A 23,879-nucleotide genomic window follows, 5' to 3' on the forward strand; every position below is an offset into this window, starting at 1 on the left:
GCCGATGGATGCCGAGCTGAGCAGACGCCTTGGCCGCCTGCTGGATCACGTGGAGCACTGGCTGCCGCCCGCCCCGCAGGAGGTCGACTGGACGCGGGACGTGGCCGCACTGTGGCAACGCCATGTGCTGGGTGGCCGCTTGTTGCCGGTACCGCCACGAGACAGCCTCGCCCTCGACGACCTGTTGGGCATCGAGCGCCAGAAGCTGGCGCTGGTCGACAACACCCGCGCCTTTCTGCAGGGCTTGCCGGCCAACCATGCGCTGCTGTGGGGCTCGCGCGGCAGCGGCAAGTCGTCGCTGATTCGTGCGCTGCTCAACAGTCTGGCCCCGGAGGGGCTGCGTCTGGTGCAGGTCGACCGCCACGATCTGGCTGGCCTGCCCATGCTGGTCGAGCAACTGCGCCATCAGCCGCAGCGCTTCGTGGTTTATTGCGACGACCTCTCCTTCGAGGGCCACGACGACGCCTACAAGGCGCTAAAGAGCGTGCTCGACGGTGCCCTCACCGGCCCGCCCGAAAACGTGCTGCTCTACGCCACGTCGAACCGCCGTCACCTGCTGCCGGAGTCCATGGCTGACAACGAAGGCTCGAGGCTGGTGGGGGAGGAGCTTCACCACGGTGATGCGGTGGAGGAGAAGATCTCGCTCTCCGACCGCTTCGGCCTGTGGCTGGGCTTCTACCCCTTCAGCCAGGACACTTATCTGGAGGCCTGCTGCCACTGGGTCACGCACCTTGGCAGCGCCAAGGACTGGGACGCCGAGGCTCGCGCCGAGGCGATCCGCTACGCCACGCTGCGCGGTGGGCGCAGCGGCAGAGGGGCCTGGCAGTTCGCCTGTCAGTGGGTCGGGCGCCGTCGGCTGCATGAAGCAGGGCGTCGGCGGGGCGAGTGATCAGCGCTGCGGCGTCAGCTCTCCATCCTGTCCCACGGCGAAGCGCAGAGTTGGCGTAAAGAGCCCGGCGGGCAGGGTTACGCCCAGGCCGCGCAGGCTGCCCGGGGTAATGGCGAGCTCACTGCCTGCCGGCAGCTCGCCCCGGCTTGCCAGCTGCGTGGCCAGCTCCACCATCGGGGCCAGGCGACGTTGGTCGGTGGCCAGCACGTCGAATTCCACCGGCAGACGCAGGCGGGTGTCGTCACCCGAGGTCAGCGTCACGTCCTGCTGATAGTTGCCGCTGACCGGCTCGGCGCCGGGCACGTCCAGGGTCCAGCGGAACCCCGACATCTCCACTGCCGGCATGCCGACGGGCAGCGCCAGTCCCATGGCCAGGGTGGCCTGCACCGGCAGGCTGCCCGCACCGAGGCTGGAGGCGATCAGCGAGGCGATGTCGCTGGTGTCGAGGCCGGCCTGGATCGAATAGGGGCCGATGCGCACGTCTTCCACACCCAGCGAGGTCACCGCCAGGCGGAAAGCGAACAGGCCGGTCTGGGGCAGGGCCAGGCAGCCGGCAAGCAGCAGGGACAGGCTCAACGGTGCCAGCAGGCGCCAACGGCGACGCGGCAGCAAGAACGACGACACTCGACTCAGGAACATCGGTTCCTCCTGTTGGATGAACGACTCAAGCTAAGGGGTGGTAGCGGGGATGGCCAGGGTGACGCCCGATCTGGCGATCGGGCGTTTTGACAGGTATCAGCGGCGTTTGTTGCGTGCGGCCCGAGTGCGTCCCAGCTCGCGCTGCTTGGCTTTCTCCCGGTCGCTGGCACCGGCCAGCGGGTCGAAGGGGTTGTTGCCAGAGCGAAACTCGAAGCGAATCGGGGTGCCGCGAACCTTGAGCACCTTGCGGAACGTATTGGTCAGGAAGCGTTTGTAGGACTCGGGCAGCGCTTCGGTCTGGTTGCCGTGAACCACGATGATCGGCGGGTTGCTGCCACCCTGGTGGGCCATGCGCAGCTTGATCCGTCGCCCATGCACCAGCGGCGGCGGATGCTGGCTGACGGCATCCTGCAGCAGGGTGGTGAGACGGTTGGTCGACCAGTGGCTGTTGGCCGAGGCAAAGGCGCGCTCGATGGACGGGTAGAGGTCGCCCACGGCGGTGCCGTGCAACGCCGAGATGAAGTGCAGATCGGCGTAGTCGGCGAAGCCCAGCCGACGCTTGATGTCGGCGCGCATCTTCTCCTTGGCCTCGTGCTCGAGGCCGTCCCACTTGTTGACCGCCAGCACCAGGGCACGCCCGGTGGTGAGCACGTAGTCGAGCAGATGCAGATCCTGCTCCACCAGGCCCGAGCGGGCGTCGAGCACCATGATCGCGACATGGCACTCCTTGATCGCCTCCAGCGTCTTGATGATCGAGAATTTCTCGGCGATCTCGCTGACGTTCTTGCGTCGCCGCACGCCGGCGGTATCGATCAGCACGTAGGGCTTGCCGCGCCGCTCGAAGGGGATCTCGATGGCGTCGCGGGTGGTGCCGGCCTCATCGAACACCACCACACGCTCTTCGCCGAGCAGGCGGTTGACCAGGGTCGACTTGCCCACGTTGGGCCGGCCGATCACGCCGATGCGGATGCCCTTGGTGCCGGTATCTGCCGGGATGCTCAGGTCGCGCTCGGGGAAGGGCGCCAGCACTTCCTCGATCAGGCTGGTGACGTTGCGGCCGTGGGCGGCGGCGATGGGACGGGGGTCGCCCAGGCCCAGCTGCCAGAAATCGGCCATGGCCGAGTGCTCTTCCAGGCCGTCGGTCTTGTTCACCACCAGCCAGGTCTTTTTCTGGTTGACCCGCAGGTGGTTGGCAATCGCTTCGTCGGCGACATTCAGGCCGGCGCGGGCATCGACCAGGAACAGCACGATGTCGGCTTCGTCGATGGCGGCCAGCGACTGCTCGGCCATGGCCGCATCGATACCCTCCTCGTCGCCGCTGATGCCGCCGGTGTCGATCACCGTATAGGCCTTGTCGCCCAGCATGCCGTTACCGTACTTGCGGTCGCGGGTTAGCCCCGGGAAGTCGGCCACCAGGGCATCCCGGCTGCGGGTCAGGCGGTTGAACAGCGTCGACTTGCCCACATTGGGGCGGCCAACCAGAGCGATCACAGGGGTCATCGGGTAATTTCCAGGGCCTCCAGGCGGCCGTTATTGGTCAGCACGTAGAGGCGCCGGAAGTCGGTAATGGGACGCACGCTGATACCGGAGCTGTCGACCCGGGTACGCGCGGTGAAGCGACCGTTCTGAATGTCGAGCAGATGGACGTAGCCCTCGAAGTCGCCCACCACCAGGTTGCCGTCGGCAAAGGCAGGGGAGGTCAGCCAGCGGCCCTCGAGGTCGCGGTTGCGCCATACCTCCTCGCCGGTGCGGGCGTCGAAGGCCGTCACATGGCTGGCCTCGCTGACGGTGAACAGGCGGTCGCCCACCAGCACGGGAGTCTGATAGCTGGAGTGATCGCGCTCCCATAGCGTTTCGCCGCTGGTCGCGTCGAGAGCGGTCAGGCGTCCATTGTAGCTGGACACGAACAGTCGGCCGTCGGGGGTCAGCACGGGCTGGCCGCCGAGATCGACCATGCGGTCGATCTCGCTGCGTCCGCGGGGTACAGCGATACGACGCTCCCACAGCGGCTGCCCGCTGCGGTTGTCCAGCGTGGCCAGGCGGCCGCTGGCAAAGCCGACGAAGGTGACCGGGTCGATCACCGACGGGGTGCCGGTGCCGCGCAGGGTAAGGGCCGGTTCGGTAGTGTTGTACACCCAGCGCTCCTGGCCGGTACGCCGATCCAGCGCGGTGACGGTGCCGTCCACGCTCTGCACCACCAGCAGCTGCTGGTTGGGCTGGGGCGCGGCCAGTACTTCGCTGGCGACACGCGAGCGCCAGATGACCTCGCCGTCAGCCTGACTCACCGCGAGCACTTCGCCGTTGCGGGTGCCCAGATAGATCTGCCCGGCCGCCGCCGTCAGGCCGCTGGATACGCCGACCTCGAGGTCGGTCTGCCAGCGTCGCTCACCGCTGTCGGCCGCTACGGCCATGAGTCGGCCGCGTTCGTCGGCGGCATAGATCACCCCGCCGTCGAGGGTGGGCGAAATGGGGTAGACGGCGCGGCCGAGGCCTTGTCCCACGCGCTGGCGCCAGTCGCTGCGTAGCTCGGCGCGGGCCTCGAAGCGTTGCAGCTCCTTGGGGGTGTAGCGTGGTTCCGCGCGGTTGGCGCAGCCGGCGAGCAGGCCGAGGGTCAGCGTGGCGACCAAGGCGAGCGTGGTCTTGCGAGCGAGAGTCGTCTTCATAGCGTGGCCTCTTCGGCACCCAGGTCGTCGAGCTTGAGCTGGACGCCATAGATCGGCTGATTGCGTTGTTCGGCGACGGCAAGCGCTTCCTGCCAGGCCTGACGGGCCTCGTCGGTGCGTCCCAGGTTGTGCAGGGCATCGCCGCGCACGTCGGCCTGCTGGGCAGCGAGGGCTGCCGGGATGTCCCGTGCCAGCGTGTCCAGGGCGGCCTCGGCATCGCCGGCGGCCACCTGCAGTCTGGCCAGGCGCAGCCGCGCCAGGCCCTGCACGTAGTCACGGTTGCTGGATTCGATCACGCCTTCGAGCACCCCACGGGCGGCGTCGAGGTCACCCGTCTCCACGGCCAGGCGGGCGTCGATCAGGCGCGCCAGGTCAGCATACAGGGTGCGACCGTGGTTGTCGGTGATCTCGGTGACCAGGCTGCGGGCTTCGTCGATCTCGCCGCTGTCGGTCAGGTTGACCAGGTGCTGGTAACGCATGGAGGCCGATGCCGACTGGTTCTCCTGGTAGTTCTGCCAGGCGTTCCAGCCGACCACGCCGGCAATGGCGATGGCGACACCGGCGATCAGCGCCGTGCCGTTCTCCTTCCACCAGCGCTTGATGGCTTCCAGCTGCTCTTCTTCGGTTCTCAGCTCCGCCACGGGCGGTCTCCTTTCACTGCAATATGCGGTTCGATCAGGCGCGCTCGTCGCTCGCCGTCATGCTGGCGAGGGTGTCGATCAGAGCGCCCTGATCCAGGCTCATCTGCTCGCGCTCCTCGCGCAGGAATTTCAGCGTGGCGCGGCCTGCATCCAGTTCGTCTTCACCCAGCAGCAGGGCCAGGCGGGCACCGCTCCTGTCGGCCTTCTTGATCCGGCTCTTGAAGCTGCCTCCGCCGCAGTGCAGCTGCAGGCGAAGCTCGGGCAGCTCGCTTCTGATTCTTTCCGCAAGCAACATGGCCTGGGTGGTGGCGACATCATCCATGGGCAGCACGTAGAGGTCCAGTTCGCCGAGGGCGGAGTCGGGCACCAGCTCCAGGGTCTCGAGCAGCAGCACCAGCCGTTCGATACCCATGGCGAAGCCTACCGCGGGGGTCGGCTTGCCGCCGAGCTGCTCGACCAGCCCGTCGTAGCGGCCGCCGGCACACACGGTGCCCTGGCTGCCGAGCGCGGTGGTGGTCCACTCGAACACGGTGCGGCCATAGTAGTCGAGGCCGCGTACCAGGCGTGGATTGATCACGTAGGCGATGCCGGCAGCCTGGAGCAGGGCAGTGAGGCCCTCGAAGTGCTCCCGCGAGGCGTCGTCGAGATGATCCATCAGCTTGGGCGCATCGGCCAGCATCGGCGCCATGTCCGGGTTCTTGGAGTCGAGGATGCGCAGCGGGTTGCTGGTCAGGCGGCGCAGGGAATCCTCGTCGAGCTGGTCGCGGTGCTGCTCGAAATAGGCCACCAGCTTGTCGCGATAGGCGGCGCGCGCCTCGCTGGAGCCCAGTGAGTTGAGCTCCAGGGTGACGTGATCGATGAGGCCCAGCTCCCGCCACAGGCGGGCGGAGAGCAGGATCACCTCGGCATCGATGTCCGGCCCTTCCAGGCCGAAGGCTTCCACGCCGACCTGATGGAACTGGCGATAGCGGCCCTTCTGCGGGCGCTCGTGACGGAACATCGGGCCCTGGTACCACAGCCGCTGGGTCTGGTTGTGCAGCAGACCGTGCTCCATGGCGGCGCGCACGCAGCTGGCCGTGCCTTCGGGACGCAGGGTCAGGCTGTCGCCGTTACGATCTTCGAAGGTGTACATCTCCTTCTCGACGATATCGGTGTCCTCGCCGATGGAGCGGGCGAACAGTGCTGTCTGCTCGACGATGGGAGTGCGGATCTCGGCGTAGCCGTAGCGCTGCGTCAGCGCCTGTACCTTGCCTTCGAAGTACTGCCACAGGGCGGACCGGTCCGGCAATAGGTCGTTCATGCCGCGGATGGCCTGGATCTTCTTCTTGCTGCTGTCGGACTTGCTCAACGATGGCTCCTTGATGGTCAACGGCGGATCAGGCCCCGCGGGCGATCAGATCCTTTTCGGCCTGTTCCTTCTCGCGCACCTTCTCGCGAATCAGGCGCTCCAGGTCGTCGACCAGATGGTCGTTGGTCAGTTTGGTGGCGGGCTTGCCGTCGATGTAGATCAGATTGTTGGGCGTGCCGCCGGTCAGCCCGATGTCGCTCTCCTTGGCTTCGCCGGGGCCGTTCACCACACAGCCGATCACCGAGACGTCGAGCGGCGTCATGATGTCTTCCAGGCGCTCTTCGAGGGCGTTCATGGTGCCGATGACATCGAAGTTCTGGCGCGAGCAGCTGGGGCAGGCGATGAAGTTGATGCCCTTGCTGCGCAGGCGCAGGCTCTTGAGCATGTCGTAACCGACCTTGATCTCCTCCACCGGGTCGGCGGCCAGGGAGACGCGAATGGTATCGCCGATGCCGTCCATCAGCAGCATGCCGAGGCCGATCGACGACTTGACCGTGCCCGAGCGCAGGCCGCCGGCCTCGGTGATGCCCAGGTGCAGCGGCTGTTCGATCAGCTTGGCCAGTTGGCGATAGGCGGCCACGGCCATGAACACGTCGCTGGCCTTGACGCTGACCTTGTACTCCTGGAAGTCGAGGCGGTCGAGGTGGTCGATGTGGCGCATGGCCGATTCCACCAGCGCCTCCGGCGTGGGCTCGCCGTACTTGCGCTGCAGCTCCTTCTCCAGCGAGCCGGCGTTGACCCCGATGCGAATCGGGATGCCGTTGTCGCGGGCGGCGGCCACCACGGCACGCACGCGCTCTTCCTTGCCGATGTTGCCGGGATTGATGCGCAGGCAGTCGACGCCAAGCTCGGCCACGCGCAGGGCGATCTTGTAGTCGAAGTGGATGTCGGCGACCAGCGGCACGTTGACTTGTTGCTTGATGCGGCCGAAGGCTTCGGCCGCGTCCATGCACGGTACCGAGACGCGTACGATATCGGCGCCGGCATCCTCGAGGCGTTGAATCTGGGCCACGGTGGCGGCCACGTCCAGGGTGTCGGTGTTGGTCATGCTCTGCACCGAGATGGGGGCGTCGCCCCCGACCGGCACCTTGCCGACATGGATCTGGCGCGACTTGCGACGCACGATGGGCGATGGGGAATGCATGTCACTCTCCCAAGGTGAAACGGGCGACGTTGTTGGCGCCGGCGCGAGCGCGCAGGTCGATGCGCTCGCCGGCCCAGCTCAGTTCGACGCCGGTGGCATTGCCGATGGTCAGGCGGAACGGTGGCTCTCCTTCGACGGTCGCGGTGGTGCCGGGTTCCTGAAGGCCGACGAAAACACGGCTGTTGGTGGCGTCGAAGATCTCGGTCCAGGACTGCTCGTTGAAGGTCAGCTGCAGCACGGTGCGGTCGGCAGGCGCCGCCACGTCGGTCGCTTCGGGCTCCTCCTCGACGACGATATCCTGGGCGGTAGCCTCCTCGACGATGGCCTCTTCCTCGTCGGCCGTCGCTTCGCCGGTCTGGGCCAGCAGGGCCTGGGCGCCGCTGGGGTCGACTTCGCCGAAGGGTCGTGCGACCTCTTCGTTCATCGGGTCGACGCCTTCGAGCGGCACCGGCGGCAGCGCTTCCTCGACCTCGGGGCGCGGCTCTTCCTCGATGGTGGTGGTGCCGTCGAGGGTCTCGACCGATACCGGTTCGCCATCGTCGACGGCGGGCGGTTGGTTGCCGTCGCGGCTCTGCCACCACACCAGGGTCAGACCGATCAGACCGGCAATCACCAACAGCGTAACGAGCTTGAACAGCCAGGCGCCGATGCGCGATGGCGGCTTGGTGACCTGTACTGGGGTGACCCGCTGCTCGCTCTCCTGGGAGCCGAAGCGGTCCGTATAGGCCTGCAGCACGGGGCGGTCGTCGATGCCCAGCAAGCGGGCATAGGCGCGCAAATAGCCGCGGCGATAGGCGGCCACCGGCACCTGCTCGTAGTTGTCCTCTTCCATGCCGCTCACCACGGCAGGGCGAAGGTTGAGTGCCGTGGCGACCTCTTCCCGCGACAGGCCTTGCGTTTCGCGCTCTCGGCGCAGCATCTCCCCGGGAGAGGCCTGGGTTCCGAGGCCGACGGCATCGATATCTTGGTTATCGCTCATGGCTGAGCATCCTTCGTCTTGGAATCGTTGATCAATGTGCGTCACGCTGGTTGTCAGAGCCGGGGGTGACGGTCATGTCCGGTGCATTGGCGGCGATCTGCCGGGCCAGCGCCTGGGCCTCCGGCGTCATGCCGGCAAGCCCCACGAAAATCTCCAGCTGTTGCCTGGCGCGGTCGGGGTTGCCCTGATCCAGCTCCAGTTCAGCCAGGGTGAAGTAACTCCAGGGATTGCGCGGTTCGAGGCTGCGGGCGCGCTCCAGGCTGTGGCGTGCCTGGTCGATTTCGCCCAGCTCCCACTGGCACTGGCCCAGGTTGGTGAACAACTGGGCTCGGTTGGCATAGCGGGTATCCCGCGAAGCCGCCTCGAGCTGCTCGCAGGCGCGCCGCACCTGACCCTGTTCATAAAGAAAGACAGCATAGTTGTTGCGGGCGCGGCTGTTGCTCGGTGCCGCGGCGATGGCCCGCTGGAACGTTTCGTCGGCTTGCGCCCGCTCGCCCTGGCGCTGATAGACGATGGCCATGGCCTGCAGTGCCTCGGGGTCGTTGGGCGAGCGTTCCAATGCGCGGTTGAGCGCGGACATGGCGCGCGGCAGGTTGTCGCGCTCGAGATAGGCCATGCCCAGCTGTGTGAAAGCCGCTGTCGGATCCGCTTCGGTCTGCTGCTCGGGTTGGCTGGCGCAGCCGGTTAGCCACAACGAGACGACCGCCATCGCAACCAGCGGGAGGCATCGGCTTGGCAGGTTGGGGAAGCGCGTCATGGCATCCTCATGGTCGGGCCTGTCGGGCTGTGGGTGTTTCGCTTGCCTGGCACCCGAGCGGCGCTGGCCAGGGACGAAAAAGCCTGTTCATCAAAGCGCCGTGACGAGTTGAAGTCAAGGCGGCCCATTGCTTCAATCGGCGTCGATCTGGATCGAGCGGATGTAGCGCTCATGACGCCGGGTGCGATCCTTGACGCGTCCCACCAGCTGTCCACAGGCGGCATCGATGTCGTCGCCGCGGGTGGTGCGGATCGGTGCCGTGTAGCCCAGCTCGTAGAGCCACTGCTGGAAGCGCATCACCTGATTTCGCGACGGTTTTTCGTAGCCCGAATGGGGAAACGGGTTGAACGGAATCAAGTTGATCTTGCACGGCAGCTCGCGCAGCAGTTCGGCCAGCTGCTGGGCGTGCTCCTGCTGGTCGTTGACGTCCTTGATCACGGTGTATTCGATGGTGACCATGCGGGTGTCGTCGCACTTGGCCAGGTAGCGGTGGCAAGCGTCGAGCAGCGTGCGAATGTTGTACTTGCGGTTGAGCGGCACCAGCTCGTTGCGCAGCTCGTCGGTGGCGGCATGCAGCGAGATGGCCAGGCTCACGTCGAGTTCGTCGCCGAGCCGGTCGAGCATCGGTACCACGCCCGAGGTCGACAGCGTCACGCGGCGCTTGGAGAGTCCGTAACCGTTGTCGTCGAGCATCAGCTTCATGGCCGGCACGACGTTGTCGTAATTCATCAGCGGCTCGCCCATGCCCATCATCACCACGTTGGTGACCGGGCGATTGGCGGTATCCTTGCGCGGCCCCACGCTGCGCTGGGCGACCCACACCTGACCGATGATCTCGGCGGCGGTGAGGTTGCGCTGGAAGCCCTGCTTGCCGGTGGAGCAGAAGCTACAGTCGAGCGAGCAGCCCACCTGGGACGACACGCACAGGGTGCGGCGCTTGCCGTTGTCGGCCGGGATCAGCACCGTTTCCACGTAGCTGCCGTCCTCCACCTCCAGCACCCACTTGCGGGTTCCGTCGCTGGAAGTACCTTCATAGACCACGCCGGGGCCGCGAATCTCGGCCACCTCGGCGAGCCGCTGACGCAGCGCCTTGGACAGATTGGTCATGGCCTCGAAGTCGTCGCAGCCGTCGTGATGAATCCACTTCATCACCTGGGCGGCGCGGAACTTCTTCTCGCCGATGGAGAGGAAGAAGGCTTCCATTTCCTCGCGAGTCAGGCCGAGCAGATTGGTACGTTGGGCGGTGGTGGCGGTCATGGCATCACGTAGATCGGGGCAGGGCGAGAGCGGGGGCGTGAGTGCCCCCGCGAATAGTGCCTGGCCTGGGTGGCTTAGCGGGGGCAGATCTCGTCGGCGCTGAAGAAGTAGGCCACTTCACGCTCGGCGGAGGCCGGTGAGTCGGAGCCGTGTACGGCATTGGCGTCGATGGTCTCGGCGAAGTCGGCGCGGATGGTGCCCGGTGCGGCTTCCTTGGGATTGGTGGCGCCCATCAGCTCGCGGTTCTTGGCGATGGCATCTTCACCTTCCAGCACCTGCACTACCACCGGACCGGAGGTCATGAAGCCCACCAGATCCTTGAAGAAGGGACGCTCCTTGTGCTCGGCGTAGAAGCCGCCGGCCTTCTCTTCGGACAGCTGCAGCATCTTGGCGGCAACGACCTTGAGACCGGCCTTCTCGAAGCGGGAGATGATGTCGCCGATGGCATTCTTGGCGACGGCGTCGGGCTTGATGATGGACAGGGTACGTTCGGTTGCCATGGTGGCCTCTTCGTTGCTGAGTGATGGAGTTGAAGATCCAATGGTGCGGCGCCACGCCGTACCCGCCCACCGGAGTGGTGTCGGTACGGCGCGGCGCCAATAGAGATCCAATGCGTTCGGTGTCGCCCGGTCATCGCCCAGGCGGCGCCATCGATGGGCGCAGAGTATACCGCTGCCGGCAGGCGTTGAACAATCGTCGACCCACCAAGGGGTCAGACGGTGAAGCTCTCACCGCACCCACACTGATCCTTCACGTTCGGGTTGTTGAAGCGGAAGAAGCGGTTGAGCCCCTCCGAGACATAGTCTACCTCGCTGCCGTCGAGCATCGGCAATGCCTCGGGGGTGACGAAGACGGTCACGCCGTGCTCCTCGAACACTGCATCGTCATTGGCCGCCTGGTCGGCGAAGTCGAGCACGTAGCTGTAGCCGGAGCAGCCGCTGGGCTTGACCGAGACCCGCAGGCCCAGGCCGTGCCCACGCTCCGCCAGTGCCCGCTGGATCTGTTCGGCGGCAGAGGAGGTGATCGAAAGATGCGCCATGTTGGTACTCCTGCAACAAAGTGGCTGAGTGGCGATCAGCGTCTCAGGCCCGGTAGGGCGTGACGCAGGGCCTCGAGCGCGGCCTCGATGTCGGCCTCGTCGGTGAAGCGGCCGAAGCTGAAACGCAGCGAGGCCAGTGCCAGCGCGCGTGGCACGCCGATGCCCTTCAATACATAGGATGGCTCGACGCTGGCGGAGTTGCATGCCGAACCGGTCGACAGCGCAATGCTGCGCAGGGCCATCAGCAGCGACTCACCGTCCACGCCCTCGAACGCCAAGTTGAGAATGTTGGGCACAGCCACGTCGATGGCGGTGTTGCAATGGATGCCGTCCAGCTCGGACAGTCCTGCGAGCAGTCGGTTCCGCAGGGCCAGGATGCGCGCCTGGTCGGCTTCGCCCTCGGCGGCGGCCAGTTGGAAGGCTTCGCCCATGCCGACGATCTGATGGGTGGCCAGGGTGCCGGAGCGCATGCCGCGCTCGTGGCCGCCGCCATGGATCAGCGGTTCGATGCGGAGATCGGGGCTGCGCCGCACGTAGAGCGCGCCGATGCCCTTGGGGCCGTAGGCCTTGTGGCCGGAGAGGGACATCAGATCGATGCCCAGCCGGCCGACATCGAGGTCGATGCGGCCCACGCCCTGAGCGGCATCGACATGAAACGTCGCGCCGCCGGCATGGGCCACTTCGGCCAGCGCTGCGAGGTCATGAATGCAGCCCAGTTCGTTGTTGACCGCCATCAGCGAGACCAGCACGGTGTCGGGGCGCATTGCCGCGCGCAGCTGCTCGGGTTGGATGCGGCCATCGTGCCCCGGCGTCAGCCAGGTGACCTCGAAGCCCTCCCGTTCCAGCGCCGCGGCGGTGTCCACCACTGCCTTGTGCTCGATGACCGATGTCACCAGATGACGGCCGCGTTCGCGATTGGCACGCATGAAGCCGATCAGCGCCAGGTTGTCGGCCTCGGTGGCGCCGCTGGTCCAGACGATCTCGCGCGGGTCGGCAGCGATCAGGTCGGCGACCTGACGGCGGGCATTCTCCACCGCCTGTTCCGCCTGCCAGCCCAGCATATGGCTGCGCGAAGCGGGGTTGGCGAAGATGCCGTCCAGGGTCAGGTGGCGCTGCATGACCTCGGCGACGCGAGGGTCGACCGGGGTGGTGGCGGCATAGTCGAGATACACGAGTGCGCTCATTGTCTGGCGGTATTCTCCGGTCTGTTCCTCTGGCCGGGTGATCAGGGCGATCAGGGCGAGGAGGTCAGGATGGTGTTGGCGTCGTGACGGGCGCTCTGGCGAGCCGCGATGCGGCGCACGTCACCGTGCTCGACCAGTTGACCGAGGTTGATGCCGTCGAGAAAGCCGCGGATCTGGCCGGAGAGTTCGCACCATAGATGGTGGGTCAGGCAGGTGTCGCCCTGCTGGCAGTCCGACAGCCCCTGGCAGCGAGTGGCGTCGACCGACTCGTCGACGGCGTCGATGACCCGTGCCACCGAGATCTGGGCGGCGGGAATCGCCAGCAGGTAGCCGCCGCCGGGGCCGCGCACGCTGTTGACCAGCCCGGCACGTCGCAGGCGCGCGAAGAGCTGCTCCAGATAGGGCAGGGAGATCTCCTGGCGCCGTGCGATATCGGCCAGCGAGATGGCGGCGCCCTTGTCTGCGTTCAGGGCCAGGTCGAGCATGGCGGTGACGGCGTAGCGTCCCTTGGTAGTCAAACGCATGGCAGGCTCTTCAGACGCATCGGATAGCGTACCTCGGCCCTTGGGTCGGGCGGGGCGAAACGGCCCGCCGCCAGCGGCGAGCAAGGATGAAAGGCCATTATGGTAAAGCCCGACTACCAAGGTCAACCATTGCCGCGGGGGGGCTCGCCGCTGCCTTGATCTCCATCATGCTCGGCTCTGGAACCGGCGGTGGGGCCGCAGCAGGCGTCGACATCGGAAAGGATGTCGGCGAAGTCCTCGTCGCGCAGCTCCGGCAGCTTGCCCTCGCGGTAGCTGGCGTCGAGCTTGCGCAGCGTGCTGCACATGCGCTCGATGCGTTCGTCCACGGCATGCATGTGGTCGAGCATGGCCTGGATCGAGCGCGCCACCGGGTCGGGCATGTCTTCGCTCACGCCGTAGGCGTCGAAGCCGAACTTACGGCGCATCGCTTCGCGGCGCTCCGGGTCGACCTCCAGCACCTCGGCGGCATCCGGATCGGCACGCTTGACGATCTTGCCGGGGATGCCCACCACCGTGGCGCCGGCCGGTACCTCCTTGGTCACCACCGCGTTGGAGCCGATCTTGGCACCGGTACCGACGCTGAAGGGGCCGAGAATCTTGGCGCCGGCACCGACGATGACGCCGTCTTCAAGGGTTGGATGACGCTTGCCCTTGTGCCAGCTGGTGCCGCCCAGAGTGACGCCCTGATAGAGGGTGACGTCGTCGCCCACCTCGGCGGTCTCGCCGATAACCACGCCCATGCCGTGGTCGATGAAGAAGCGCCGGCCGATCTTCGCGCCGGGGTGGATCTCGATGCCGGTGAGCCAGCGCGAGAAGGTCGACAGGGTGCGGGCCAGCCACTTGAGGCGCTTGTGCCACAGCCAATGGGCCAGGCGGTGAAGCAGCAGCGCATGCAGTCCCGGATAGTTGGTGAGCACTTCCAGGAAGTTGCGTGCCGCCGGATCGCGGTCAAAAACGCTGTTGATGTCCTCGCGCAGTCGTTGAAACATGCAGCGGTCCTTGGTGGCGGTGAAGCGGCCTGGCGGCGGGAATCGGTAACAGACTCATCATATGGGGGCGCGCCGGGCAGCGTTCAAGGATTTTCAGTGGCGGTGCAGGCGCCAGGCTACGCTTTGTCGTCGTTGCCTTTCTCATCCGGGGGTGACGCGGCCCCCTCGTCGGCACTCGGGCGCCCGGCGGCACACTTCTCGGTGGCCGTGAGCATACCGCGCAGGATGTTCAGCTCCATGCGCTCGGGGCGCGCGCGCAGGGTGAAGCGCCTCAGTCGAGCCATCAGCTGGCGTGGCAGTGCCGGGTCGTGAAAGCCGATGGCGATCAGGGTACGCTCCAAGTGAGCGAAGTAGTGCTCCAGTTCCTGGTGGCTGGCCAGCGGCTGGTGCGGCTCCTCTTCCTGCTCCGCCTCGGCTCCAGCGGCGGCGAGCCAGGCCAGGCGGCACTCGTAGGCCAGCACCTGCACGGCGGCAGCCAGGTTGAGCGAGCTGAAGTCCGGGTTGGTGGGGATGTGTACGTGGGCATGGCAGCGCTGCAGCTCGGCGTTGGAGAGCCCGCTGTCCTCGCGGCCGAAGACCAGCGCCACCCGCGACTCGGGGCCGGCGAGTTCGGTCGGCAGCCGCTCGCCCAGCGCGCGCGGGGTGATCATCGGCCACGGCAGGGTGCGCGAGCGGGCGCTGGCGCCCACCGCCAGGGTGCAGTCGGCGACGGCTTCCTCCAGGGTCTCGACCACCCTGGCAGCATGCACGATATGGTCGGCTCCCGAGGCGCGCGAGATGCTCTCGCTGGTCAGCGGCTCGCAGCGCGGTGAGACAAGGGCCAGGTCGCCAAGCCCCATGTTGTGCATGGCGCGGGCGGTGGCACCGATATTACCGGGATGACTGGTGCCGATCAGCACGATACGAATGCGCTCTAGCATGCGGGGCTGCCTTTGCCGTACGAGAGAAACTGCGAACCGCCGAGTCTACCACGCCTGCCGGTGGCAATGGCGCATGCCGGGCGATTCTGCTAGGATGCGCGCCACGCGTTCGACCGAGCTCCCCGTTCGACTCGGGATCAACGTTCGAACTAGCCTGTTCTTTAACATCACCGACGCTCCAAGGCCCGATCATGCATCCGATGGTCCAATTCGCCCTGCGCGCCACGCGCAGCGCCGCTGAACAGTTCTTGCGCATTCGTGAGCGCATCGAGAACGCTCACGAGGAACACAATCTCGAGCGCCTGCTCGAGGACACGGCCCGCAACGCCGAGACGCTGATCGTTCGTCAGCTCAACCGCGGCTATCCCCAGCACGGGGTCAGCGGTCGTTTCACCCCCCACCGCGCCGGCGAAGGCGAAGGACGGGACATCGAATGGCGCATCGAGCCCTTCCATGGCTACTCCAGCCTGGGCGTGGCCGGCAGCGGCTTTGCCCTGTCGGTGGTGTGCCTGGTGAAGGGCCGCCCGGAGCATGCGGTGGTGATCTGCCCCTATAGTGACGACGAGTACCTGGCCAGTCGTGGTCGTGGTGCCCAGCACAACGGCAAGCGCATACGTGTGCCCAAGTCCAGCGCCATTCTCGGCACTCGGGTGGCCATGAGTCTGCCCGAGAGCTGGCAGCGCTCACGCCATTTACCCGCTTACCTGACCCTGATTCAGCAGCTCGGCCCCCAGGTCGAGGCGCACTTGGCCACTGGCAGCGGCCTGCTCGACATGGCCGAGCTGGCCGCAGGCCGCGTCGATGCCGCCTTCGTGCTCGGCCTGGAGGAGCAGGACCGCCTGGTCGGCACCCTGCTGCTCAAGGAGGCCGGTGCGCTGATGGGCACTCCCGACGGCCAGCCCAGCGTCGAGGCGGAAGGCCAGCTGATGGCCGCCGGTCCGCGCCTGTACAAGGCCCTGGTGCAGCAGCTCAAGCCGCATTTCTAGGTCTCGGTAGAAAGAGTAACGGCACGGCCCCCCACTCCCCCTCAGGGAGCTCTGAACGGCACCCCGAAGGTTGGACACTAAATCCGACCTTCGGGGTTTTTTATTGCGCGGGTCTCCGTGGAGTCGACATGCTAGAGTTATTGATCTTGTTGAATAATAAGTGTTTTGATATTGCGTGTGTGAAATCCGGTGGCCACTCACTACAAGCTACAAGCTACAAGGGCAAGCTGGCTCTACCTTTGATACCAGGTGGCAGACTGGTACGGCGCTGTTTGCGCCTGTTCATAGGCCATGGAGTGGGCTCGCTCGTTCTTTAAACGCCAGTAGGCCGACAGGGGCTGACTGCCATAACTGCGTTAAAGGTATGCCTTGGGGTACGACATGACGCTGCGTTCCGTCTTCAAGAGCTGGATCGACCACTACTTCTCCGACGAGGAAGCGGTGATCCTGCTGGTGCTGCTGGTGCTCGGCTTCGCCGTGGTGATCCTCCTCGGGCGCATGCTTGCCCCCTTCCTCACCGCTCTGGTGATCGCCTTCCTGCTGCAGGGCGCGGTGGGCTGGCTGGAGCGGCGCCACATGCCCCATCTGTTGGCGGTGAGCCTGGTGTTCCTGGGGTTCATCGGCATGCTGCTGGCCCTGGCTTTCATCCTGATGCCGCTGATCTGGAACCAGCTGGTGGGGCTGGTGCAGGAGACACCGCGCATGTTCGCCAGCGGCCAGCAGCTGCTCGACGATCTCCAGGGGCGCTATCCGCACCTGGTCACGCCCGATCAAATCCAGAGCTGGATCGGTGTGGCCGGGCGGGAGATGACCCAGTTAGGCCAGCGCGCCCTGACCCTGTCGCTGGCGTCCCTCGGCAACGTGCTGTCGTTGATCATCTATCTGGTGCTGGTGCCGATCCTGGTCTTCTTTCTGCTCAAGGACCGCGAGCGGCTAGTTCACTTCACCCTCTCGCTGCTGCCCCAGAAACGTGCCCTGATGACCCGCATCTGGAACGAGATGGACGACCAGATCGCCAACTACGTGCGCGGCAAGTTCATCGAGATCATCATCGTCGGCACCGTTTCCTTTCTCACCTTCGCCTACTTCGGGCTGCCCTATTCGGCGCTGCTGGCGGTGCTGGTCGGCTTTTCGGTATTGGTGCCCTACATCGGCGCGGCGGTGGCGACCCTGCCAGTGGCGGCGGTGGCGGGCTTCCACTTCGGCATAAGCAATGAGTTCCTCTACGTGCTGATCGCCTATGGCATCATCCAGGCGCTGGACGGCAATGTGCTGGCTCCGATCCTCTTCTCGGAAACCAATAATATCCATCCGGTCTCGATTATCGTCTCGGTGCTCTTCTTCGGCGGGATCTGGGGCTTCTGGGGGATCTTCTTCGCCATTCCGCTGGCGAGTCTGCTCAAGGCGCTGGTCTATGCCTGGCCGCGGGGGGCCCAACGGCACAGCCGGGCCGAGTCGCTGGAAAAAGCTAGCACGATCCACACAACTTCCTAAGGCTGAGAGATGGACGCTATCAATACCCTGTTTCTTCTCTCCGGGTTTCTTCTCGCCCTCAGCATTCTCGCCAGCCGGCTTTCCCGCCAGTTCGGCCTGCCGCTGCTGGTGCTCTTCCTGGGGCTCGGCATGCTGGCCGGCGAGCAGGGCGTCCTGGGCATTCGCTTCGACGACTATCCCCTGGCGTTCATGATCGCTCACCTGGCGCTGGCGATGATTCTGCTCGACGGCGGCCTACGCACGCGGTTGACTACTTTCCGTGCCGCCTTCAAGCCGGCGATGGCCCTGGCCACCGTCGGGGTCTTCCTGACCAGCGGCATCACCGGGCTGATCGCCATGTGGATCTTCGATCTTAGCCTGATCGAAGGGCTGCTGATCGGCGCCATCGTGGGCTCTACGGATGCGGCGGCGGTATTCTCGATGCTCAGCGGCAAGGGGGTCAATCTCAACGAGCGGGTAGGGGCGACCCTGGAGATCGAGTCGGGGACCAATGATCCCATGGCGATCTTCCTGACCATTATGCTGATCGAGCTGCTGGTCGGGGATATCGGCGGCATTGTCGAGACCGCGCTTTTCTTTGTCCAGCAGTTTGGGCTGGGGATCATCATCGGCGCCGGGGGTGGCTGGCTGATTGCCCGCCTGATGCGCTGGGTCGACATCGAGCCGGGGCTCTACGCCCTGCTCGCCCTGGCGCTGGGCCTTTGCGTGTTTGGCGTCACCAGCGTGCTGGGTGGCAGCGGCTTTCTGGCGATCTACCTGGCAGGCCTGATGATCGGCAACCAGCCGGGCAAGCACCTGACCTATATCCTACCCGTCAACGACGGCCTGGCCTGGCTGAGCCAGATCGGCCTTTTCCTGATGCTGGGGCTGCTGGTCAACCCCAGCGAGCTGTTGGAGCTCGCGCTGCCGGCTGCGCTGCTGGGGCTGGTACTGATCTTCGTGGCCCGGCCCCTGGCCGTGGTGCTCACCGTCAAGCCGTTCTTCAAGTTCCGCTGGCACGAGATCGGCTTCATCTCCTGGGTAGGGCTGCGCGGGGCAGTGCCCATCGTGCTAGCGATCTTCCCCGTGATCGGCGGGGTCGAGAACGCCTCGCTCTACTTCAACGCTGCCTTTGCCGTGGTGCTGATGTCGCTGCTCATCCAGGGGGGCACCATTCCCCTGATGGCGCGCTGGATGAAGGTGGAGGTGCCGCCGAGCGTGGAACCTGACCAGCGAGGTCTGCTGGGTGTGCTGCCCGAGAACGACTACGAGATGTTCGTCTATCGGGTCGAGAACGAGACACTGGACGACGTGCCCATTCGCATGCTGCGCTTCCCCTCGGGAGCGCTCATTTCGGCTCTGTTTCGTGACAGCAGCATGCTGCACCCCAAGGGCAGCACGCGGCTGCAGCTGGGAGACGTGGTCTGTGTGATCGGCAGGGAACATGACCTTCCCGCCCTCAACAAGCTCTTCAGCGGGGAGGAGCGTCTCAAGAAAACTCAGGAGTTCTTCGGCCCCTTCACGGTCGAAGCCGACGCTCGGATGGAGGAAATTGCCAAAGCCTATGGCCTTGCGATCACGCCCGGTGAAGGAGAGATGACCCTGGGGGACTTCATCTCCCAGCGGGTGGGAGGCCATCCCGTGGTGGGTGATGACGTTAGCTGGCACGGCATGCACTGGGTCGTCAGGGAGGTAGAGGGCGATAAAATTAAAAGCGTTGGCATAAGGTTTTATTGATCGAGAGCGGCAGAGAAGATCACTGCACTCCTCTCGCAGTAGCTTCAAACCGGATGAAAAATGCCCCCGCAGCCAGGCTGTGGGGGTAGGGTCGTCCGGGTCGTTATCCTTTGTGGCTAGGGCAGTTCCTCCTCCGTCTCATGCTCCTCCTTCTTCGGCGGAATCAGGTCCTTGCGCTCCAGCTTCACGGCGAGCAGCAGGGCGGCCGCCACGTAGATGGAGGAGAAGGTACCCACGACCACGCCGAGGATCAGGGCGATGGAGAAGTGGTGGATCATGTCGCCGCCCAGCAGCAGCAGCGCCATCAGCACCAGCAAGGTGGTGCCAGACGTCGCCAGCGTACGTGACAGGGTGAGGTTGATCGCTTCGTTGAAGATCGCCGGCATGTCGTCGATGCGCGAGGTGCGGATCGTCTCGCGGATACGGTCGTAGACGACGATGGTGTCGTTGAGCGAGTAGCCGATCACCGCCAGCAGGGCTGCCATCACCGTGAGGTCGAAGTCGAACTGGAACAGTGAGAAGATGCCGACCACGATGATGACGTCGTGGAACAGGGCCAGCACGGCGCCGATGGCGAACTTGTACTGGAAGCGGAAGGCCACGTAGACCATTACTACGGCCATGGCCAATAGCAGCCCCAGGCCGCTCTGGTCGCGTAGCTGCTCGCCCACCTGAGCGCCGACGAACTCGGCGCGTACCAGCTCGACGGTGTCGCCATCGGCGCGCAGCAGGGCGACGACCTGCTCGCCGACATCGGGCTCGAAGGCCTGCTGCAGACGGATCAGCACCTCGGTGGAGGCGCCGAAGGTCTGCACCGAAACATCGCGGAAGCCGGCCTGTTCGAGCACTTGACGGATAGCGTCCAGCGAGGGTGCCACCGCGTAGCGCACCTCTATCAGCGTGCCGCCGGTGAAGTCCAGCCCCAGGTTGAGCTGCTGGAACAGCAGCGAGACGATCGACGCCAGTATCAGCAGACCGGAGATCGCAAAGGCGATCCGGCGCTTGCCCATGAAGTCGAACTGTCGATTGACGAGGGTTTTCATAACCACCTCAAGTTGGTGAGCCTTAGATCCAGAGCTTCTTGACCGGTTTACCGCCGTAAGTGAGGTTCACCATCGCACGGGTCACCAGCAGAGCGGTGAACAGCGAGGTGATGATCCCCAGCGACAGGGTCACGGCGAAGCCCTTGACCGGGCCGGTGCCGATCGAGAACAGAATGACCGCCACCAGCAGGGTGGTGATGTTGGCGTCGACGATCGAGCTGAAGGCGCGCTCGTAGCCGGCATGGATCGCCTGCTGTATCGACAGCCCGTTGCGCAGCTCTTCGCGTATTCGCTCGAAAATCAGCACGTTGGCATCCACCGCCATGCCCAGCGTCAGCACGATACCGGCGATGCCCGGCAGGGTCAGGGTGGCCCCGAGCAACGACATGGCGGCGATCAGCAGGGTCAGGTTCAGTGCCAGTGCCACGTTGGCGAAGATGCCGAACACCTTGTAGCGGATCAGCATGAACAGCACGACCAGTAGCAGGCCGATCTGCACCGACATCACGCCGCGGGCGATGTTCTCCGCACCCAGGCTCGGACCAATGGTCCGTTCCTGAACGAAGTAGATCGGTGCCGCCAGCGAGCCGGAGCGCAGCAGCAGGGCCAGCTCGGCCGCCTCGGTGGGCGAGTCGAGCCCGGTGATGCGGAAGCTGTTGCCCAGCGCGCTCTGGATGGTGGCCAGGCTGATCAGGCCGCGCTCGGTATAGGGCTCGCGCACGGTGACCTCTTCGCCATCCTCCATCACCACCCGGTCACGCGTCTTGTGCTCGATGAACAGCACCGCCATGTTGCGCCCGATGTTGGTACGGGTGGCGCGATTCATCAGCGTGCCGCCGGTGCCGTCGAGGTTGATGTTGACCTGGGGGCGACCGTTCTCGTCGAAACTACGGTTGGCACTGGAGACGCTGTCGCCGGTGATGATCACGTCACGCATCAGGTCGGCGGTGCGGTTCGGGTTGTTGCGGAAGGCGAAGGTCTCGGTCTCGGCGTCCGGCGTGTCCGGGCGCGCCTCGAGGCGGAACTCCAGGTTGGCGGTGGCGCCCACCACGCGCTTGGCGGCCACGGTGTCCTGCACGCCGGGCAGCTCGACCACGATCCGGTCCGGGCCCTGGCGCTGTACCAGCGGCTCCGCCACACCCAGCTCGTCCACCCGGTTGCGCAGGGTGGTGAGGTTCTGGTTGATGGCATAGTCCTGGATCTCGTTCACCGCCTGATCGGTCAGCGTCATCACCAGCAGCGAAGCGCGGCCGTCCTGCTCGCTGGCGAAGTCGAAATCGCGGAACTCGCGGCTGATCAGCCGGCGTGCCGTATCGCGATCTTCGTCGTTGGTGAAGGTGATGGTCAGCGTGCGGCCGTCGATGTCGGTGCCGCGGTAGCGGATACGTTCGCTGCGCAGCTGCTCGCGCATGGCGCTGGCGTTGACCTCGAGGCGTTGGGTCACGGCGGCGTCCATGTCGACCTCGAGCAGGAAGTGCACGCCGCCGCGCAGGTCGAGGCCGAGGGTCATGGGCGAAGCGGCAAGGTTCTGCAGCCAGCCGGGGGTGGATTCGGCCAGATTCAACGCCACCACGAAGTCGTCGCCGAGCTGATCGGTCAACAGGTCGCGGGTGCGCAGCTGGTGGTCGGCATCGTCGAGGCGGATCAGCACGCTGGTGTCGTCGCGCTCCACGGCCTTGATGCCGATGCCGGCATCGCGAAGGGTCTGCTGGACGCGCTCGAGCTGTGCCTCATCCAGGGTGGTGTCGCCCTGAACGCTGCTGATCTGCACGGCCGGATCTTCGGGGTACAGATTAGGCAGCGAGTAGACGACGCCGCCAATGAGCACGATGAGTATCAGCAGATACTTCCACAAGGGATAACGGTTGAGCATGGGAGCCCTGCCTAGGTTGCGTATAGAAGGCTACGGGACGGCAGCGCGGCCGCATGTCCGCTTCCGGTCGAGAAGGGAACACCCGGCCGCCAGGCGACCCCCGCCGTTACCCGGCTCGGGAAGAGCCGACGGCAAGGGCGAGGAGCGTCGACGTCAGATGGACTTGATGGTGCCCTTGGGCAGCACGTTGGCCACGGCATTTTTCTGTACGTTGACTTCGGTGTTCTCGGCCACTTCCAGGGTGATGAACTCGTCGCTCACCTTGGTGATGCGTCCTACCAGACCGCCACCGATCACCACCTCGTCGCCCTTGGACAGGCCACCGACCAGCTCGCGATGCTGCTTGGCCCGCTTGGCCTGGGGGCGCCACAGCAGGAAGTAGAAGATCAGCACGAAACCGACCAGCATGATGATCTGGGCCATGCCGCCGCCTGCGCCGCCGGCATCCTGAGCCATGGCCGGAGAGATGAAGAAATCCAGCATGAGAAGCGTATCTCCTGAGGTAAGTTAAGTCGCGAGTGAGAAAGTATTGCTGCCGGCCGCTGGCGTCGTCGAGCTGGTGCCAGCGACCGATCGTTCAATCCGGTGCGTCAGGTACCGGCAGCCCCCGCTGCGCATAGTAGCCTGCCACGAAGTCAGCCAATGTACCCGCTTCGATGGCACCGCGCAAACCGGCCATCAGGCGCTGATAATAGCGCAAGTTGTGGATGGTATTGAGCATCGAGCCGAGCATTTCGCCGCAGCGGTCCAGGTGATGCAGGTAGCTGCGGGAGAAGTTCTGGCAGGTATAGCAGTCGCAGTCGTCTTCCAACGGACGAGTGTCATGGCGGTGCTTGGCGTTGCGGATCTTGATCGTGCCCTCTGCGGTGAACAGGTGGCCGTTGCGCGCGTTGCGAGTGGGCATCACGCAGTCGAACATGTCGACCCCTCGGCGTACGCCCTCCACCAGGTCCTCTGGCTTACCCACGCCCATCAGGTAGCGCGGGTAATCCTCAGGCATCCACTCGGGCAAATAGTTCAGCACCCCGATCATCTCTTCCTTGGGCTCGCCCACGGAGAGACCACCGATGGCCAGACCGTCGAAGCCGATCTCCATCAACCCCTCCAACGAACGCCGGCGCAGCTCCGGGTACATGCCGCCCTGGATGATGCCGAACAGCGCCGAGGGCGAGCTGCCATGGGCATCGCGTGAGCGCTTGGCCCAGCGCAGCGAGCGCTCCATGGAAACCTCGGCTTCCTTCTCGGTGGCCGGGTAGGGGGTGCACTCGTCGAAGATCATCACCACGTCGGAGCCCAGCGAGCGCTGCACCGCCATCGACTCCTCGGGGCCCATGAAGACCTTGGCGCCATCCACCGGCGAGCGGAAGTGCACGCCCTCCTCGGTTATCTTGCGCATCTCGCCCAGCGAGAAGACCTGAAAGCCGCCGGAGTCGGTGAGAATCGGCTTGTGCCACTGGGCGAAGTCGTGCAGGTCGCCGTGGGCCTCGATCACCTCGGTGCCCGGGCGCAGCCACAGGTGGAAGGTGTTGCCGAGGATGATCTCGGCGCCGATCTCTTCGACCGATTTGGGCGTCATGCCCTTGACCGTGCCGTAGGTGCCCACCGGCATGAAGGCCGGCGTCTCCACGGTACCGCGGGGGAAGGTGAGGCGCCCGCGACGCGCCCGGCCGTCGCTGGCCAGCCGCTCGAAGGACATGAAGCATTCGTTGCGCATGGAGTTCTCTTCTCTACTGCAAGGCGCTGAAACCGTGGACGCCCTGCGGATCAGCCATTCTTTGGGTTCGGAACGATTCG

Annotated in this window: 23 protein-coding genes; 4 read left to right on the plus strand and 19 right to left on the minus strand. The window is 65.4% G+C overall.

Annotation, left to right across the window (positions count from 1 at the left end; all coding sequences use genetic code 11):
- Window positions 1–4 precede the first annotated feature (4 nt).
- Window positions 5–889 (plus strand): ATP-binding protein, encoded by an 885-nt coding sequence (locus tag HOP53_RS09625; protein ID WP_234269828.1) that lies wholly within the window; start codon window positions 5–7, stop codon window positions 887–889.
- Here HOP53_RS09625 and HOP53_RS09630 read toward each other — a convergent pair whose 3' ends face one another.
- The 15 genes from HOP53_RS09630 to trmJ form a co-directional block, all read right to left on the minus strand.
- The gene (locus HOP53_RS09630; protein ID WP_234269829.1) at window positions 890–1,528 is read right to left on the minus strand and encodes a hypothetical protein; all 639 of its coding nucleotides are present in this window, start codon (window positions 1,526–1,528) and stop codon (window positions 890–892) included.
- 96 nt (window positions 1,529–1,624) lie between these two features.
- Entirely contained in the window at window positions 1,625–3,028 is a 1,404-nt protein-coding gene (gene der, locus HOP53_RS09635; RefSeq protein WP_010626635.1) for a ribosome biogenesis GTPase Der, read from the minus strand.
- Entirely contained in the window at window positions 3,025–4,191 is a 1,167-nt protein-coding gene (gene bamB / locus HOP53_RS09640; protein WP_234269830.1) for an outer membrane protein assembly factor BamB, read from the minus strand. The genes der and bamB overlap by 4 nt, the downstream gene beginning before the upstream one ends.
- Window positions 4,188–4,832, minus strand: a complete 645-nt coding sequence (locus tag HOP53_RS09645) for a YfgM family protein (RefSeq protein WP_234269831.1) — start codon at window positions 4,830–4,832, stop codon at window positions 4,188–4,190. The genes bamB and HOP53_RS09645 overlap by 4 nt, the downstream gene beginning before the upstream one ends.
- A gap of 34 nt (window positions 4,833–4,866) precedes the next feature.
- Entirely contained in the window at window positions 4,867–6,180 is a 1,314-nt protein-coding gene (gene hisS, locus HOP53_RS09650; protein ID WP_267955319.1) for a histidine--tRNA ligase, read from the minus strand.
- A gap of 28 nt (window positions 6,181–6,208) precedes the next feature.
- Window positions 6,209–7,324, minus strand: a complete 1,116-nt coding sequence (ispG, locus tag HOP53_RS09655) for a flavodoxin-dependent (E)-4-hydroxy-3-methylbut-2-enyl-diphosphate synthase (RefSeq protein WP_086508126.1) — start codon at window positions 7,322–7,324, stop codon at window positions 6,209–6,211.
- 1 nt (window position 7,325) lies between these two features.
- Entirely contained in the window at window positions 7,326–8,303 is a 978-nt protein-coding gene (locus HOP53_RS09660; protein ID WP_234269832.1) for a RodZ domain-containing protein, read from the minus strand.
- Between the two features lie 31 nt (window positions 8,304–8,334).
- Window positions 8,335–9,060, minus strand: a complete 726-nt coding sequence (gene pilW / locus HOP53_RS09665; RefSeq protein WP_234269833.1) for a type IV pilus biogenesis/stability protein PilW — start codon at window positions 9,058–9,060, stop codon at window positions 8,335–8,337.
- Between the two features lie 132 nt (window positions 9,061–9,192).
- Window positions 9,193–10,317, minus strand: coding sequence for a dual-specificity RNA methyltransferase RlmN (gene rlmN, locus HOP53_RS09670; protein WP_234269834.1), 1,125 nt, complete (start codon window positions 10,315–10,317; stop codon window positions 9,193–9,195).
- Between the two features lie 74 nt (window positions 10,318–10,391).
- Window positions 10,392–10,817, minus strand: a complete 426-nt coding sequence (gene ndk, locus HOP53_RS09675) for a nucleoside-diphosphate kinase (RefSeq protein ID WP_234269835.1) — start codon at window positions 10,815–10,817, stop codon at window positions 10,392–10,394.
- A 212-nt stretch (window positions 10,818–11,029) separates the two neighbouring features.
- Window positions 11,030–11,356 carry a HesB/IscA family protein gene (locus HOP53_RS09680; RefSeq protein WP_234269836.1) on the minus strand — a complete coding sequence of 109 codons (327 nt, stop codon included), beginning with the start codon at window positions 11,354–11,356 and terminating at the stop codon, window positions 11,030–11,032.
- A 35-nt stretch (window positions 11,357–11,391) separates the two neighbouring features.
- On the minus strand, window positions 11,392–12,540 hold the full coding sequence (locus HOP53_RS09685) for an aminotransferase class V-fold PLP-dependent enzyme (RefSeq protein ID WP_234269837.1): 1,149 nt from the start codon (window positions 12,538–12,540) through the stop codon (window positions 11,392–11,394).
- A 50-nt stretch (window positions 12,541–12,590) separates the two neighbouring features.
- Window positions 12,591–13,064 carry an Rrf2 family transcriptional regulator gene (locus HOP53_RS09690; protein ID WP_234269838.1) on the minus strand — a complete coding sequence of 158 codons (474 nt, stop codon included), beginning with the start codon at window positions 13,062–13,064 and terminating at the stop codon, window positions 12,591–12,593.
- 122 nt (window positions 13,065–13,186) lie between these two features.
- The gene (gene cysE / locus HOP53_RS09695; protein ID WP_234269839.1) at window positions 13,187–14,053 is read right to left on the minus strand and encodes a serine O-acetyltransferase; all 867 of its coding nucleotides are present in this window, start codon (window positions 14,051–14,053) and stop codon (window positions 13,187–13,189) included.
- A gap of 116 nt (window positions 14,054–14,169) precedes the next feature.
- Window positions 14,170–14,973, minus strand: coding sequence for a tRNA (cytosine(32)/uridine(32)-2'-O)-methyltransferase TrmJ (trmJ, locus tag HOP53_RS09700; RefSeq protein WP_234269840.1), 804 nt, complete (start codon window positions 14,971–14,973; stop codon window positions 14,170–14,172).
- 191 nt (window positions 14,974–15,164) lie between these two features.
- Here trmJ and HOP53_RS09705 point away from each other — a divergent pair, with 191 nt between their 5' ends.
- From HOP53_RS09705 to HOP53_RS09715, 3 genes are all read left to right on the plus strand, one after another.
- Window positions 15,165–15,959, plus strand: a complete 795-nt coding sequence (locus tag HOP53_RS09705; protein ID WP_234269841.1) for an inositol monophosphatase family protein — start codon at window positions 15,165–15,167, stop codon at window positions 15,957–15,959.
- 381 nt (window positions 15,960–16,340) lie between these two features.
- Entirely contained in the window at window positions 16,341–17,453 is a 1,113-nt protein-coding gene (locus HOP53_RS09710; RefSeq protein ID WP_234269842.1) for an AI-2E family transporter, read from the plus strand.
- Between the two features lie 9 nt (window positions 17,454–17,462).
- Window positions 17,463–19,169 carry a potassium/proton antiporter gene (locus HOP53_RS09715; RefSeq protein WP_234269843.1) on the plus strand — a complete coding sequence of 569 codons (1,707 nt, stop codon included), beginning with the start codon at window positions 17,463–17,465 and terminating at the stop codon, window positions 19,167–19,169.
- 116 nt (window positions 19,170–19,285) lie between these two features.
- Here the strand turns inward: HOP53_RS09715 and secF are convergent, their stop codons facing one another.
- The 4 genes from secF to tgt all read right to left on the minus strand — a co-directional run bounded on the left by secF (window position 19,286) and on the right by tgt (window position 23,781).
- A complete protein-coding gene (gene secF, locus HOP53_RS09720; protein ID WP_234269844.1) occupies window positions 19,286–20,212 on the minus strand; it encodes a protein translocase subunit SecF in 927 nt (308 codons plus the stop codon).
- 22 nt (window positions 20,213–20,234) lie between these two features.
- Window positions 20,235–22,085 carry a protein translocase subunit SecD gene (secD, locus tag HOP53_RS09725; RefSeq protein WP_234269845.1) on the minus strand — a complete coding sequence of 617 codons (1,851 nt, stop codon included), beginning with the start codon at window positions 22,083–22,085 and terminating at the stop codon, window positions 20,235–20,237.
- Window positions 22,086–22,238: 153 nt separating this feature from the next.
- A complete protein-coding gene (gene yajC, locus HOP53_RS09730) occupies window positions 22,239–22,568 on the minus strand; it encodes a preprotein translocase subunit YajC (protein ID WP_234269846.1) in 330 nt (109 codons plus the stop codon).
- Between the two features lie 94 nt (window positions 22,569–22,662).
- Entirely contained in the window at window positions 22,663–23,781 is a 1,119-nt protein-coding gene (tgt, locus tag HOP53_RS09735) for a tRNA guanosine(34) transglycosylase Tgt (protein WP_234270421.1), read from the minus strand.
- Window positions 23,782–23,879 lie beyond the last annotated feature (98 nt).

This window comes from Billgrantia ethanolica, from assembly GCF_021404305.1.
Lineage (GTDB): Bacteria > Pseudomonadota > Gammaproteobacteria > Pseudomonadales > Halomonadaceae > Halomonas > Halomonas ethanolica.